The following is a 13,788-nucleotide window of genomic DNA, read 5'->3' on the forward strand; positions in this document are numbered from 1 at the left end:
TCTAACGCCGCTCGCGCTCGAGCAGCGCGCGCTTGCGCCGCGCGCCCCAGCGATAGCCCGACAGCGAGCCGTCCTTCTTGAGGACGCGATGGCACGGCACCAGGATCGCGATGCCGTTGGCCGCGATGGCCGCCGTCACGTCGCGCGCGTCGCGCGTGCCCATCCGCGCGGCGATCTCGCCGTAGCTGACCGTCGTGCCGGCGGGGATTTCCCGCAGCAGGCTCCAGACGCGCTTCTCGTAGTCCGAACCGCGCGGATCGAGCGCGATGTCGGAGGCTTCGTCCGGACGATCCACCAGGCGCGACAGCGCGGCGACGATGGCGGCCAGGCCGGCCGCATCCTCGCGCAGCGTCGACTGAGGAAGGCGTTCCCTCAGCCTGTCCAGCGGGCTGCCGCGATCGGCGAATTCGAAGGCGACGAGCCCGTCCATGCTCTGCGCCGCGATGAAGGCGCCGAGGGTACTCTCGCCCCAGGCGTAGCGGATGTCGTCGCTCATCGGCTGCTCCTCTGCTCGGCGCCCGCGGCACCGATCGCGAGGCGGGCACTCGCTTCGATGTCGAGCAGGCGTCGCTTGCGCTCGACGCCCCAGGCGTAACCCGAGGGCGAGCCGTCGCGACGCACGACGCGATGGCAGGGAATGGCGATGGCGATGGCGTTCGATGCGCAGGCGCTCGCCACGGCGCGCACCGATCTCGGCGCGTCGATTCGGCTCGCGATGTCCGAATAGGTGACGGTCGCGCCGGCCGGAATCTCCCGCAGCGCCTGCCAGACACGTTGCTGGAAGGCGGTGCCGCGAATGTCGAGCGGCAGGTTGAGGCCGAGCGCCGGCGTCTCGACGGCGCCGACGATCCGGGCCACGAGATCCTCGTAGTCGCGATCGCCGCCGACCAGGCGCGCCTTCGGAAAACGGTCCTGCAGGTCGCGGGCGAGCGCCTCCGGGTCGTCGCCGATCAGGATCGCCACGACACCCTTGGCGCTCGAAGCGACGAGAATGGCGCCCAGCGACGACTGGCCGACCGCGAAGCGGATCTCTTCGTCCACGCCGCCCGCGCGATAGCGGGTCGGTGTCATGCCGAGCATCCCGTTGGCCTGCTCGTAGAGGCGCCCGCTCGAGTTGAAGCCGGCGTCGTACATCGCTTCGGTCACCGACTGACCGTTCGCCAGGTGCTCGCGGAAGCGCCCGGCGCGGCGCCCGGCCGCGTAGGCCCTGGGGGTCAATCCGGTCTCCGCCTTGAACAGCCGATGGAAGTGGCTCTTGCTCAAGCCCACCGTGGCCGCCAGCGCGCCGAGCGACGGCATCTCCTCGCTGTGCTCGATCCGGCGACAGGCCTGCTCGACCAGCCTGGCGTTCGCGGCCTCCCGCGGCACGCCCTCCGGGTTGCAGCGCTTGCAGGGGCGAAAGCCCGTCGCCATCGCCGCCTCCAGCGAGTCGTGGAAGGCCACGTTCTTCGGATTGCAGCCGCGCGACGGGCAGGACGGCCGGCAATAGACGCCGGTCGTCGCCACTGAGTACCAGAACTGGCCGTCGGCGGTGCGGTCTCGGGCAACGATGCGCGCCCAGCGCGGGTCTTTCTCTGTTTCGGTCATTTTCAGGCTCCGATCCTTGTCTCGGGCCCGACTATGGGGAGGCGGAGCGCGCCAAACACTCCGCCTTCCACCTTCGAATTCGAGAAAGAATCAGGCCGCCTTCCTGAGAAGGCCGAGCTGGGTCAGGGCGGTGACGCCGTCATCGAGGCCGATCTCCGACACGATCTTGCCGTTCTCGAGCTTCAGCACGGTCGTCCCGGTGAAGCGCATCTTGCGGCCGGTGTTGGCCGGCAGCGCGCCCATGAGGAAATCGCTGAACGCCGGCCCGGTGTGCGTGCCGCCGCCGACCCACTGGCCGACGACATAATCGCCCTCGGCGATCAGGTCCGCTGCGCCGCCGAAGGCGAGGTCTGGAAACGCCGCGCGGAAGTCGGTCATGAACGCCTTGATGTCGGCATGGCCGCGGCGCGGCTCGTGCAGCGAGTACTGCAGCAGCATGTTCGGGGCGGCGAGCGCGTCGACGATCGCGAGATCGCAGGTCGGGCCCCAGAAATCGGTGAACCAGCGGCCGACGATCGCCTTGTTGTCGCTTTCCTTGGACATGGTCTTCGCTCCTGGCTTGGGTGACGTCCCGCAAGCTAGGAGCGAAGCGGCTGTCTCAAACTCCGCTTCTTGCCATCGTATCCGAGAAAAGCTCCGTCAGCCGCCGAGCAGCGCCGGCGCGGCCGGGACTTCCTTGCGCTCGACCTTCTTCACGATCTCGGTGAGCTTGGCGTGGGTCGGCGCCGGCACACCGATATGGTTGCCGCGATCGGCGATGTAACCATTCATGAACTCGATCTCGGTGCGGCGGCCCTTGCGGATGTCCTGGGCCATCGACGGGCGCTGGATGTCGGCGCGCGGGTTGGGATTGGTGTTGGAGCCCGGCCGCAGGATCGCCTCGACCTCGTCGAGGGCGGCCTTGTCGCCCTCGCTCGCCTTGGCCAGCGTCTCGGGCTCGAACTTGCCGATCTTCTCGATGTGGTAGCCCAGCGCCTGGCCGACCCGTACCGCCTCGCCGCCCAGCTTGATCGAGAAGCGGCGGATGGCGTCGTTGCGGTCGCAGTCGCTGCCGGTCAGGCCGGTCGCCGCCGAGACGCCGTTCTTCATGCCGTTCTGGCAGAGCTTGGCCCAGCGCTCGCCCCACAGGTTGGTCGTGGTCTTGGCCGAATCGATGCGGCCCACCATGTCGCGCAGCTCCTCGACGCGCTTGGTGATGCGGCCATGGACCTCGCCGACGCGGAACACGGTGTGCTTGTCGCCGCCCTTGGCGACGGTGCGGCGGATGCGCGCCGGCTCGAACATGTCGACCGAGATCAGCGAGGCGATCATGCCCACCGTCTTGCCCCAGCCGACCTGGTTGGCGATGCGTTCCTCGTTGAGGCAGTTCTGCAGCGACACCACGAAGCCGTCCGGCGCCAGGTACTGCTTGATCAGCGCGGTCGCCCATTCGGTGTCGTAGGACTTCATCGACACGAAGGCGATGTCGACCGGCTTCTGCCGCGACAGCTGCTCCATCTCGGTGAGGTGCATGGTCTTGGCGTTCTTGACCACGATCTTCTCTTCCGGCGTGACGCCGTCGAGCTCCAGCCCGTTCTTGCGGATGGTCTCGATGTTCTCCGGCCAGAAATCGATCAGGGTGACGTCCTCGCCGCTATGCGCCAGCCATCCGCCGACATATCCGCCCAGCGCGCCGACTCCGACGACTGCGATCCGCTTGCCCATGACTTTCCTCCTTTAAATTCCACTTCACCCTGAGGAGCGGCCCGCAGGGTCGCGTCTCGAAGGGTGGAATCACCGTATCGTTGCCCACCCTTCGAGACGCGGCCTACGGCCGCTCCTCAGGGTGAGGTCGTGCTTAGCCCGCTGGCAACTTAGCCAAAAATGCCTCGACCGCCTGATTGAAACGCGCGGGCTGATGCAGGTTGGCCGCATGGCCCGCGTCGGGGATCACCACCTTGGTCGATCCCTTGATCTTGGCCGCCATGTAGTCGGTGGCGGCGAGGAAGTTGGTGTCGTTGGCGCCCACCAACACCAGCGTCGGTACCTTTACGCTGTCGAGCGACTGGATCACCCGGTCGTTCTGCTGCGCCAGCATGCCCCGCGCCGAGCCGGCGAGGCCCGAGGCGTCGCGATGGCGGGTCAGCTTGACCTCGTCGCTGCTGTTCAACGCGGTGAGGCCGCGCGCATCGAAGTCGGCGGCGCGCTTGTTGGCGGTCTCGTTCCACTTGGCCCGCGCCTCGTCCTTCTTGAAGCCGGGGCCGGTGTCGAACAGCATCAGCGCCCGCACCCGCTCGGGATGGCTGGCATGGAAGGCCAAGGACATGTAGCCGCCCAGCGACAGGCCGGCGACGATCGCCGTCTTGGCGCCGACTTTGTCGAGCAGCGCCAGCATGTCGCCGACCGTCAGCTCCTCGGAATACTGCGTGCCATCCTTGGGATAGTCGCTCTCACCGTGGCCGCGGAAATCCCACACGACGACCTGGTAACGGTCTTTCAGCACTGCGACCTGGCCATCCCACATGCGCGCCGTCGAACTGTAGCCGTGGCTCAGCAGGAGGGTCGGCGCCTGCCCTCCATTGGGGCCATGGACCTCGTAATGGATCTTCACGCCGTTGCGGTCGAGCGTCGCCATCAGGGAGTCACCCTCACTTCGTTGCGCGCCTTCTCGAGGTAGCGGTCGGCGTCCTCCTGAAGCATCAGGCGATCCTTCAGGAGGTCATCGACGGCGGCCTGTACCTTCGCCACGTAGTCGGCGCGGTTCCTGTAGCGCTGGGCGATCTTGGCCGGCGGGAAGGCGAAGTAGCTGCCGTCGCGATCGGCGATCTCGCCCTTCGGATAGGGCGGCTTGTACTCGTTCCAGCCGGTGTAGGCCGCGAGCGGCACGGCGATATCGGGCAGGCGGATGCCGGCGACCTCGTTGCCGTCGGGATCGACCCGGCTGACCAGGGTACGATAGGCTTGATCGGCCGGCGCGGGCTTCACCCAGTCGGCGAGCGGCGCCACCCGATTGGTTGTGCGCACGACGGCGGCGCCCGGAATGTCCGGGAAGCCGGTCTTGTCCGGCTCGACCAGCGTGCCGTCGGCCAGCGTCGGCACGCGGCTGGGCGGCGGGGCCTTGCCGGAGACGACCCATTCCTCGAGCGCCACCAGCAACGCCCGCACCGCGGCCATCGGATTGTGCGGGTTGCGCGGATTGACGTTGGGGCCGGCGTCGGACGCAGCGCCGGCGCGCCCGCCGTGCTGCGTGCCGGCGATCATGTAGGCCCGGCAATTGTCGGGCAGCGCCACGTCCTTCGTGCCGAGCGGATCGGTGGTCAAGAGCGAGGCGCCCTTCTGCCAGTACTCGGTCGAGGTATTGGTCTCGATCAGCTTGGGATCGTTGTCGCCGTGCAGCACCGAGCCCTTGGCCTTGGTCAGCGGGTCTTCGAGCGTCGCGGTCGAGAACGGGAACCAGGCCTCGGGGAAGCCATTGTCCTCGTGCTGGGTGTTGGTGCGCGCCGGCTGGCTGAACGGCATGTCGAAGAACAGCCGCCCGACGCCCGCGATATGGCTGTGGATGCCGTCGAACACGGTGCGGCCCTGCTCGTCGCGATTGAAGCCGGCGGTGATGTGATGGCGCAGATAGCGGCCCGCCTGCGAGAAGCCGATGCCCATCGCATGCGTCACCGGCCGGCCGGCGACCTCGACGGCCTTCGGATCGTGCTTCAGCCAGCTCACGAAGTCGCGGGTGGCGGCGAAGCCCAGACCCTGCACCTTCGGGTTCTTGGCCTGGTAGGTGAACTCGTAGAGATAGCCCAGCCTGGCCTTGTCCTTGAGCTTGATCGAGCGGCCGTCGGCGAACGACCATTCGGCCGCCGGCACCGGTGTCGGCTTGTCCGAGGCGCGCTCGCGCACCGTCAGCATCGCCTTGCTCTGGTCGGTCGATACAGCCTCGTAGGAGAGCTTGAACGCCTCCAGCACGCCGACGCGCGTGCCCGAGACCCATTCCTCGCGCACGGTCTTGGTGATCGGCTTGCCCCCAACCTTCCCATCTTCCGTGGCGACCGGCGCGGTCAGGCCGAGGCCCTTGTTGGCGCGAGGCGCGTCGGGATCCCAGCCCGACCAGACGACGATCCAGCCGCGGCGCATCGGGAAGCCGTTGCCGACATCCTCGATCTTCTGCGGGTCGTTGATGCCCTGCGGGCCGTCGGCGATGTTGCCGAACAGCATCTTGCGGCCGCGATTGTTGACCTCGTAGAGGATGCGGCCGGTGCTCCTGGCCGGGTCCCTGGGCCGCAGCACATAGAAGTCGGTCGTGTACTCGACCAGCCCCCTGGCGTTGCGCGGCGCCCTGTCGATCAGCGCGATGGCCTTGTTGCCGGGCGCCGACGGATCGATACAGCCCTTGGCGATGCCGATCACCTTCTCGTAGGCACCGGCCGACCCGAACGGCGCGCCGTCGGCCAGCGGCTCGACGGCCTGGACCTCGACCGAGACGATCATGGCTCAGCGCTTGGCGGCTTCTGCGCGCTTGTCGGCCGGCGTCTCGCTGGGATCGAAGTTCAGCTCCACGCCGACGCCGTCGGGATCGTAGAGGAAGATCTGCGTGCCGCCGGTGCGCGGGATCACCTGCTCGCGGAATTTCACCTTCTTGCCCTCGATGCGCTTGCGCACGCCTGCGAGATCGCTGGCGGAAAAGGCGATATGGTCGAAGCGGCCGGTGTCGTCGAACTTCTTCTCTGTGCCGCGCACCACGATGCCCTCGCGCGGCTTGCGGTCGCCCAGCAGGTGCACGGTCGGCACGCCGCCCGAATAGAGCCAGTAGCCCGGAAAGCCGAGCGGCGGACGGTCGCCGTTCTCGAGCCCGAGCACGTCGCAATAGAAGTCCTTGGTGGCCTCGAGGTTCGAGGGCTCGATGGTGTAGTGCTGCAGAATACCAAGCGGCATGGGTTGCTCCCTTAGACCCTAATGTTCATACCCAGGTGAGATCGGTGTCGGCGCCCATCATCCAGGCGCCGACGGTTTCGAAATGGCTCGACCGGCCCTGCAGTTGCTGGGTCACGGTGTGGATGTCGCGGAAGCGGCGTTCCAGCGGATGGTTATGGAAGATCGCCGTCGCGCCGGCGGCATTGTAGGCGTAGTCGACCGCCTCGCGCGCCGAATGGATGGCGTGGGTCGAGGCGCCGCGGATGACGATGCGGTCCTCGACCGTGAGATCGCCGCCGGCCTGCAGCCGCTTCCAGATCTCGGCCAGCGACTGCAGCAGCCAGGCGCGCGCCGAGCGCACGCGGATGTCGGCCTGGGCGAGGCCCATCTGCACCACGGCGCTGTCGCGGATCGGGCTCCTGGCGCCGCGCGGGATCTTGGTCTTGGCGGTCTCGACGAACTCGTCGAGCGCGCCGCGGGCGATGCCCAGCGCCACGCCGGCGAAGCCGGTCTCGTAGCAGGTCATCGCCGACATGCGGTAGAGCGGCCCCGGCTCGCGGCGGCCGTACGACGGATCGGCGAAGTTGCGCGCAAAGGAATGATCGCGACGCACGAAATGGTCGGTCAGCGCGAACTGGTCCGATGCCGTGCCGCGCAGGCCGACGACGTCCCAGATGTCGGTCCACTGCACCACCGAGGCCGGCACCAGCATGGTGCGTTCGACCGGGTAGCCGTTGGCCATTTTCTTGGGCGCGCCGTCGGGCGTGAAGATCGGGCAGTGGGCGCCGAGCCACGTCGCATGCCGGCCGCCCGAGGCGAAAGCCCATACGCCGGTCACTCTGTAGCCCCGGACCCCGTCCACTTCGCATTCGACGGCCTTCACTCTCGGCCCCGGTCCCCAGGCCAGCACGGCGTCGGCGCTGCCGAAGATCTCCTGCGCCACCGGCAGGTCGAGATAGGCCGCGGTCATCGCGCAGCCGCCGGCCTGGCTGAGGCACCAGGCGGTCGAGGCGTCGGCGCGGGCGATGGTCTCGATCACGTGGAAGAAGGTGATCGGGTCGGTCTCGATGCCTTGGTTGGTTCGGGGCATGAGCAGACGGAACAGCTTCTGCTCATGCAGCTTGTCGAGCAGGTGGCCGGGCAGGCGCCGCTTCTCCTCGATCTCGGCCGCGGCCGCGGCGACGGCGGGCTGCACGGCTTCGGCGCGGGCGATCACGTCGGGATCGCCCGCCAGCTCGGCAGAGGTCAACAGCGTGTCCACTCGGCTCCTCTCGTCTTCAGGCGGTCGCCAGTTCGCGGTCGATCTGCTCGATCGACTTGCCCCGGGTCTCGATGCCCAGGAAATAATAGACCACGCCGGCCAGCGCGAACCAGCCGCCGAGATACAGGAAAGCGGTCGGAATCGCGGTCAGCGGCACGTCCGGCTTCACGAAGTTGCTGGAGCCCACGATCATGGCGAGCCCGAGCGGCCCGATGATCTTGCCGATACCGCCGAAGCCGTAGGCCGAGCCCATGCCCGAGGTGCGCAGGTGCGACGGCCAGACCTCGGCCGCGTAGGGCCCGACGATGGCGAAGCCGCCGTCGACGAAGAACATCGCCACCGCCAGGATCAGCCAGAAGGCCGACACCCCGGACACCATGGTGTTGTAGTTGTAGCCGGCGAGGATGATGAAGAACGCCGCGCCGAAGCCCAGCAGGCCGCCGCAATTGCGCCGGCCGATCTTCTCGGACAGGTAGGAGAAGCTCAGCCGGCCGATGAACCCGCTGACCGTCAGCAGGATGAACATCTTGGCGGCTTCCTGCGGCGTCACCTTGAGGATCAGCACGAACAGGGTCGGCGCCCACAACGCGATGCCGTAGGCGCCGGTCTGGGCGCCGGCATTGCCCAGCCACGATACCGCGAGGCTGCGCGGATACTTGAACAGGTCGAACCAGTTGGTCTTGATCGGCTCGCCCAGCGTCTTGGCGTCGGGCAGGGGCAGCGACTTGGGATCGACCTGGAGCGCCCAGGCGAGCGACGTGCGGGCCTCTTCGTAGCGGCCCTGGCGAACCAGCCAGTGCGGCGATTCCGGCACCCAGAGGCGGACCAGCAGGACGACCAGCGCCGGCAACAGGCCGATCGCGAACAGGATGCGCCATTCGGTCGGCCCCATGACGGCGCCGAGCACGCCGCCCAGGCCGACGCCCAGCGGGATGATGCAGGTGACCAGCCCGCCGATCCAGCCGCGCTTGTGGCTCGGCATGAACTCCTGAACCAGCGGCAGGTCGACGCAATAGAGTCCGCCGACGCCGAAGCCGACGAAGAAGCGCAGCGCGGTGAGATAGACCCAGCCGTTGTCCGGCGTGAAGTAGAGCAGGCCGGTGGCGATCGAGAAATTGAGCACGGTGCCGATGAACACCGGCCGGCGGCCGATGCGGTCGGCAACCCAGCCCCAGGCATAGGCGCCGAGCAGCGCGCCGACGCCCGACGACAGGAACACGATCGCGAACTGGTTGAAGGTGAGCTTCCACGGCCCGATCAGGAAGGCGAGCACGAAGCCGATCAGGAAGTAGTCGAAGAACTCCAGCGCGTCGCCGATGATGGCGGCGGCGAGGATCTTCTTCTGGTTCCCGGTTAGACGCGTTTGTCGGTCGAGGACCTCGAACATGGCGTTTCTCCCGAATGGCGCCTGTTCGTTTTTCGGCGGGCGTCGCGCCTCCGTCCCGCCGGTGCTAAGAACGCTACGCCCCGGCAAGGGGCCGCGGGAAGGCGTCCGGTTTGCCCGTCGGAATGCAACCCGTCGGAACGCAGAAAGTCTGAGGAAACGCCATGCATTGGACCGATCGCCGTCAGCGCTTTCGCGCCGTCCTGAACGGCAACATCTGCGTCCATCCCGGTTCGGTCTTCGATCCGATCTCCGCCCGCATCGCCGAGGATCTCGGCTTCGAGCTCGGCATGTTCGCGGGCTCGACGGCGTCGCTCACGGTGCTGGGTGCGCCCGATTTGATCGTGCTCACCTTGAGCGAGTTCGCCCAGCAGGCCTATCGCATCAACCGCGCCGGCAATCTCCCGCTGATGGTCGATGCCGACCACGGCTACGGCAATGCGCTCAACGTCAAGCGCACGGTCGAGGAGCTCGAGACCGCGGGCATCGGCGGCATGAGCATCGAGGACACCGAGCTGCCGACTCCTTTCGGCACCACCAAGCCGCGCCTGACCTCGATCGCCGAGGGCGTCGGCAAGATGAAGGCGGCACTGGCGGGCCGGCAGGACCCGCTGCTGGCGATCGCCGGCCGCACCAGCGCCATCCAGATCAGCGGTCTCGACGATGCGATCGCCCGCGGCAAGGCCTACGAGGCGGTCGGCGTCGATGCACTGTTCTTCGTCGGGGTGAAGACGCGCGCCGAGCTCGATGCGCTCTCCGCCGCGACCGGGCTGCCGATCATCCTGGGCGGCGCGACGCCGGAGCTGACCGACAAGGACTATCTCGCCAGCCGCCGCGTGCGCATCGCGCTGCAGGGCCACCAGCCGTTCGCCGCCGGCGTGAAGGCGGTCTACGAGACGCTCAAGGCGCTGCGCGAGGGCACGCCACCGGCGAAGCTGCAGGGCGTGGCCGACGCGGAGCTGATGAAGCGCGTGACGCGCGACGCCGACTACACCAAGTGGACGAAGGACTTCCTCGGTGAATGAGGTGCGGCGGCGCACCCTCTTTACCGCGCCGGCGCGCAGCGAGGCCGCTGATCGGTTGTCTCAGTAGAAAATAATTCGCAGTCCGGTGTCCGGACCGTCCGGGCCGTCCGGCACTGTCCGGCCGGGGGGATGGCGCCGGATTCCCGGACGCGGGGCTAAAACCCTTATGGAATCGATATCGGATCCGTCCGGGAGCGGGCCGGATTCCAGGTTCAGCCGGTCGGCACCAGGGTGACGGCGACGCTGTAGACGTGGTTGCCGCCGCCCAGGATGACGCCGCGCAAGGGGCTGACGTCGGAGAAGTCGCGGCCCCAGGCGACCGCGATATGGTCCTCGTGGGCGACCAGGTCGTTGGTCGGGTCGAGATGGACCCAGCCGGCGGCCTCGCCGCACCACACGGCGACCCAGGCGTGGCTGGCATCGGCGCCGCGCAGCTCGACCTCTTGCGGCGAATGGAGGGTGCGGATGTAGCCCGACACATAGGCCGCCGCGACGCCGTGCGCGCGCAGCGCCGCGATCATGACATGGGCGAAGTCCTGGCAGACGCCGGCCTTGCCCTCGAACACGTCGTGCAGCGGCGTCGAGATGTCGGTGGCGCCGGGATGGTAGTCGAAGTCGGCCTTGATGCGCGCCGTGAGCTCGCGCGCGGCGTCGAGGATCGGCCGGCCCGGCGTCAGCGACGTGGCGCCGTACGTCCTGAGGGAGTCGTCGCCCGGCACCAGCGGCGAGTCGTGGACGAACTCGCTCGCCTCGATCGATGCCGGGAAGCCGCCGCCGCTCAGCGCCTTGCGGATCTCCTCCCACGGCGGCGTGTCCGCCGCCGGCGGCGGCTCGGGGAAGCACACGTCGATCGAGGCGCGCACCTCGATGTCGAAGCGCTGGTGCGGCTTGTCGATGCGGTAGATGTCGATCAGGTTGCCGAAATGGTCGACATGCTGCACCGCCAGCGCCGGCAGCGGCTGGGTGACGATGCCGATCGACGAGACCTTCTGGCCGGGAAACGCCCGCGCCCGCAGATGCGCGATGTGATGCGCCGAGTCGACGCTGCTGTCGTAGGTGTAGGTCGTGCGGTGCGACAGCAGGTATTGCATCAGCTCGCCGCCATCGACGGTGTCGAGCCGACCGCCTGCGCCGCCGGCACGTGGCTGAAATAGGCCCTGGTGATCGCCTCGGAGAGCTCCTCCAGCCGCAGCAGGCCGTCCGACGCGATCTCGCGCAGCCCGCCCAGCGCCAGCCCCTCGTGCCGCCACGACTTCTCGTCGCCCATGAACAGGTTGACGGCGCGGGAGAGATCCTTGTCGAGCGAGATCAACAGGTCGGGCACGCGCGTGCCCGAGGCCTGGGCCAGCCGGTCGAGATGGCTGGCGATCGAGCGCATCTGGAAGGCGAAGGCGCGCGGGTTGCTGTCGTCGAGCACCACCAGGTCGAGAACGGGCGCGGGCTGCAGCTGGCCGAGATAGCGCCAGCGATAGCTGATGGAGCTGTCGCACAGCTCCAGCGCCAGCCGCATCGCGGCGTCCCAGTCGATCGGCGACTGCTGGATCGGCCCCAGCGCCGAGCCGAGCACGAACTGGGCGCGCTCGATGCGCCGGCCGAGGTCGAGGAACAGCCAGCCGGGGCCGCGCGTCATGTTCTCCTGCGCGAGCCCCGACACGGTGGCGACGAAGCGGATGATGTCGTCGAGGGCGGCGATCAGCTCGTCGAGGTTGTCGCGGGCGTCGAGCAGGCGGTCGCGCACCTCGCTCATCAGCGGGCCGACGGCGATGGTCATGTCGGCGGAGAAGCGGTCGCGCAGGTTGCCGGCGAGGCGCTGGATGGCGTCGAGCACCGTCGGCAGCCCGCGCTGGTCGGAGCCGACGCCGGCGAGGCCCTGCTGGAACGCCGCGCTGTCGGGCGCCGACAGGGCGGCTTGCGGCGGCATCAGGTTGGCGCGGTCGATCAGCTTGCCGAGCAGGCGCAGCTCGATGCCCTCGCGCACGCCGATCACGCCCTGCGCCACGCGGGTGGCGGTGGTGCGCAACAGGCGCGCGTCGTTGTCCAGCCGCTCGATGTAGCGGCCGAGCCAATAGAGGTTGTCGGCGACGCGGCTTTGCAGGTCGGCGCTGCCGCGGTCGATCTCGATCTGGTGGAAGCGGCGGCTGGTCGGGAGCTGCACGTCGGCGGCGTCCTCGGCCAGCACCCAGACGTCCTTCAGCGTGCCGTTGAGCCGGCCGAGCTGGTGCAGGGGCGTGTCGCCCGCCGGCTGGCGCGCGATCCCGCCCGGCAGCACGCGCCAGCTCGCGCCGCCTGCCCCGAGGTCTGCCGAGGGGTCGGCGATCACGAAGCAGCGCAGCACCACGGCCGACGGCACCAGCGCCTCGCCGTCCCACTTCGGGTTCAGCGACGGCACGACCGGGTACTGCGCCACGAAGTGGCCGGGGTGGGCCGCGATGCGCTGCTCCAGCGCGTGGCGCGCCTCGCCCTCCAGCATGCCGACGACGATCGGCTCGCGGTCGTGGCCGAGGCAGGGCCGCACGATCATCGAATCGAGATGCGCCTTGGCGAAGGCATAGGCCGAGGGTTCGCCCAGCCACCAGACGTCGAGCGACGGCAGCTTCAGCGGCTGGCCGAGCAGGTGCTGGCTCAGCCGCTCGAGGAAGGGCATCAGCGCCGGCGTCTCGACCAGGCCCGAGCCCAGCGGGTTGGCCACGGCGATCTTGCCGGTGCGCGTGGCTTCCACCAGGCCGGTGACGCCGAGCGCGCTATCGGCGCGCAGCTCCAGCGGATCGGCGAAGGAGCTGTCGAGCCGGCGCAGCAGCATGTGCACGGGGCGCAGGCCGGCCAGCGTCTTGATCAGCACCTCGCCGTCGCGCGTCACCAGATCGCCGCCCTCGACCAGCGGCACGCCGAGCGCGCGCGAGAGATAGACATGCTCGAAGTAGCTGGCCGACAGCGAGCCCGGCGTCAGGACGGCCATGTTGGGCCGCGCCACGCCCGGCGGCGCCAGGCCCGCGAGCGAATTGTGCCAGCGGTCGACGAAGGAGCGCACATGGCGCACCGGGATCGAGCGGAAGGCCTCGGGCAGGCTGCGCGCCAGCACGCGCCGGATCTCCAGCGCATAGCCCGCGCCCGACGGCACCTCGGTGTGATCGGCCAGCACATGCCAGCGGCCGTTGCCGAGCCGCACCAGGTCGACCGCGTACTGGTCGAGCCAGCGCCCCGGCGGCTGGGCGTCGGTGATGCGGCAGGGCCGCAGGAAGTGGCGGTTGGCGTGGACCAGCATCGGCGGCAGCCGCCGCTCGGCCAGCAGGGTCTGCGGCCCATAGAGGTCGGCGAGGATGGCGTCGAGCAGGGCGGCGCGCTGGACCAGCCCGTCCTCGAGGGCGGACCATTCGTCGGGAGTGATGACGAAGGGCAGCGGGTCGAAGCTCCAGGTCGGCTTGCCGCGCTCGTCGAGCAGGTTGAGGGTCGCGCCCGATTCCTCGAGCTGGCGGCGCGCGCTTTCCATGCGCTCGCTCAGGCCGTCGCCGGGCAGGGCGCGGATCACGCTCAAAATGCCCTGCCAGTGGTAGCGGATCGACTTCTGGCCGGTGACCAGCTCGTCGTACGCCTGCTCCGGCGAGGAGCTAAGGCCGCGCAGCGACTCCATCAGCCGCGGACCCTAT

Annotated in this window: 12 protein-coding genes; 1 reads left to right on the forward strand and 11 read right to left on the reverse strand. The window is 68.8% G+C overall.

Going from position 1 to position 13,788, the window contains the following annotated elements:
- Position 1: 1 nt before the first annotated feature.
- The 9 genes from J0J01_RS20905 to J0J01_RS20945 all read right to left on the reverse strand — a co-directional run bounded on the left by J0J01_RS20905 (position 2) and on the right by J0J01_RS20945 (position 9,122).
- Positions 2-496, reverse strand: a complete 495-nt coding sequence (locus J0J01_RS20905) for a methylated-DNA--[protein]-cysteine S-methyltransferase (RefSeq protein ID WP_296384175.1) — start codon at positions 494-496, stop codon at positions 2-4.
- Positions 493-1,587: a bifunctional DNA-binding transcriptional regulator/O6-methylguanine-DNA methyltransferase Ada gene (ada, locus tag J0J01_RS20910; RefSeq protein ID WP_296384177.1), complete on the reverse strand. Its 1,095-nt coding sequence runs from the start codon at positions 1,585-1,587 to the stop codon at positions 493-495. The genes J0J01_RS20905 and ada overlap by 4 nt, the downstream gene beginning before the upstream one ends.
- 90 nt (positions 1,588-1,677) lie before the next feature.
- Positions 1,678-2,130 carry an ester cyclase gene (locus J0J01_RS20915; RefSeq protein ID WP_296384179.1) on the reverse strand — a complete coding sequence of 151 codons (453 nt, stop codon included), beginning with the start codon at positions 2,128-2,130 and terminating at the stop codon, positions 1,678-1,680.
- 96 nt (positions 2,131-2,226) lie between these two features.
- Positions 2,227-3,291: a 2-dehydropantoate 2-reductase gene (locus tag J0J01_RS20920; RefSeq protein ID WP_296384180.1), complete on the reverse strand. Its 1,065-nt coding sequence runs from the start codon at positions 3,289-3,291 to the stop codon at positions 2,227-2,229.
- A 133-nt stretch (positions 3,292-3,424) separates the two neighbouring features.
- Positions 3,425-4,201, reverse strand: coding sequence for an alpha/beta fold hydrolase (locus tag J0J01_RS20925; protein WP_296384182.1), 777 nt, complete (start codon positions 4,199-4,201; stop codon positions 3,425-3,427).
- Positions 4,201-6,051 (reverse strand): alpha/beta hydrolase domain-containing protein, encoded by a 1,851-nt coding sequence (locus J0J01_RS20930; protein WP_296384185.1) that lies wholly within the window; start codon positions 6,049-6,051, stop codon positions 4,201-4,203. Before J0J01_RS20930 ends, J0J01_RS20925 begins: the two co-directional genes overlap by 1 nt.
- 3 nt (positions 6,052-6,054) lie before the next feature.
- The gene (locus tag J0J01_RS20935; protein ID WP_296384187.1) at positions 6,055-6,495 is read right to left on the reverse strand and encodes a VOC family protein; all 441 of its coding nucleotides are present in this window, start codon (positions 6,493-6,495) and stop codon (positions 6,055-6,057) included.
- Positions 6,496-6,520: 25 nt separating this feature from the next.
- Positions 6,521-7,735 (reverse strand): acyl-CoA dehydrogenase family protein, encoded by a 1,215-nt coding sequence (locus J0J01_RS20940; RefSeq protein ID WP_296384188.1) that lies wholly within the window; start codon positions 7,733-7,735, stop codon positions 6,521-6,523.
- 16 nt (positions 7,736-7,751) lie between these two features.
- Entirely contained in the window at positions 7,752-9,122 is a 1,371-nt protein-coding gene (locus J0J01_RS20945) for an MFS transporter (protein ID WP_296384189.1), read from the reverse strand.
- Positions 9,123-9,283: 161 nt separating this feature from the next.
- Between J0J01_RS20945 and J0J01_RS20950 the strand changes: the two genes are divergently transcribed.
- Positions 9,284-10,144: an isocitrate lyase/PEP mutase family protein gene (locus tag J0J01_RS20950; protein WP_296384190.1), complete on the forward strand. Its 861-nt coding sequence runs from the start codon at positions 9,284-9,286 to the stop codon at positions 10,142-10,144.
- A gap of 212 nt (positions 10,145-10,356) precedes the next feature.
- Here J0J01_RS20950 and J0J01_RS20955 read toward each other — a convergent pair whose 3' ends face one another.
- Together J0J01_RS20955 and J0J01_RS20960 are read right to left on the reverse strand one after the other, a co-directional pair.
- Entirely contained in the window at positions 10,357-11,235 is an 879-nt protein-coding gene (locus J0J01_RS20955; protein ID WP_296384192.1) for a transglutaminase family protein, read from the reverse strand.
- Positions 11,235-13,772, reverse strand: coding sequence for a circularly permuted type 2 ATP-grasp protein (locus J0J01_RS20960; protein WP_296384194.1), 2,538 nt, complete (start codon positions 13,770-13,772; stop codon positions 11,235-11,237). Before J0J01_RS20960 ends, J0J01_RS20955 begins: the two co-directional genes overlap by 1 nt.
- Positions 13,773-13,788 lie beyond the last annotated feature (16 nt).

Source organism: Reyranella sp., assembly GCF_017305915.1.
GTDB lineage: Bacteria > Pseudomonadota > Alphaproteobacteria > Reyranellales > Reyranellaceae > Reyranella.

Coding starts and splice junctions, on each gene's coding strand:
- J0J01_RS20930 (WP_296384185.1), bottom strand. CDS start 6,051: ATGATCGTCTCGGTCGAGGTCCAGGCCGTCGAGCCGCTGGCCGACGGC.
- J0J01_RS20925 (WP_296384182.1), bottom strand. CDS start 4,201: ATGGCGACGCTCGACCGCAACGGCGTGAAGATCCATTACGAGGTCCAT.
- J0J01_RS20920 (WP_296384180.1), bottom strand. CDS start 3,291: ATGGGCAAGCGGATCGCAGTCGTCGGAGTCGGCGCGCTGGGCGGATAT.
- J0J01_RS20935 (WP_296384187.1), bottom strand. CDS start 6,495: ATGCCGCTTGGTATTCTGCAGCACTACACCATCGAGCCCTCGAACCTC.
- J0J01_RS20905 (WP_296384175.1), bottom strand. CDS start 496: ATGAGCGACGACATCCGCTACGCCTGGGGCGAGAGTACCCTCGGCGCC.
- J0J01_RS20960 (WP_296384194.1), bottom strand. CDS start 13,772: ATGGAGTCGCTGCGCGGCCTTAGCTCCTCGCCGGAGCAGGCGTACGAC.
- J0J01_RS20915 (WP_296384179.1), bottom strand. CDS start 2,130: ATGTCCAAGGAAAGCGACAACAAGGCGATCGTCGGCCGCTGGTTCACC.
- ada (WP_296384177.1), bottom strand. CDS start 1,587: ATGACCGAAACAGAGAAAGACCCGCGCTGGGCGCGCATCGTTGCCCGA.
- J0J01_RS20950 (WP_296384190.1), top strand. CDS start 9,284: ATGCATTGGACCGATCGCCGTCAGCGCTTTCGCGCCGTCCTGAACGGC.
- J0J01_RS20945 (WP_296384189.1), bottom strand. CDS start 9,122: ATGTTCGAGGTCCTCGACCGACAAACGCGTCTAACCGGGAACCAGAAG.
- J0J01_RS20955 (WP_296384192.1), bottom strand. CDS start 11,235: ATGCAATACCTGCTGTCGCACCGCACGACCTACACCTACGACAGCAGC.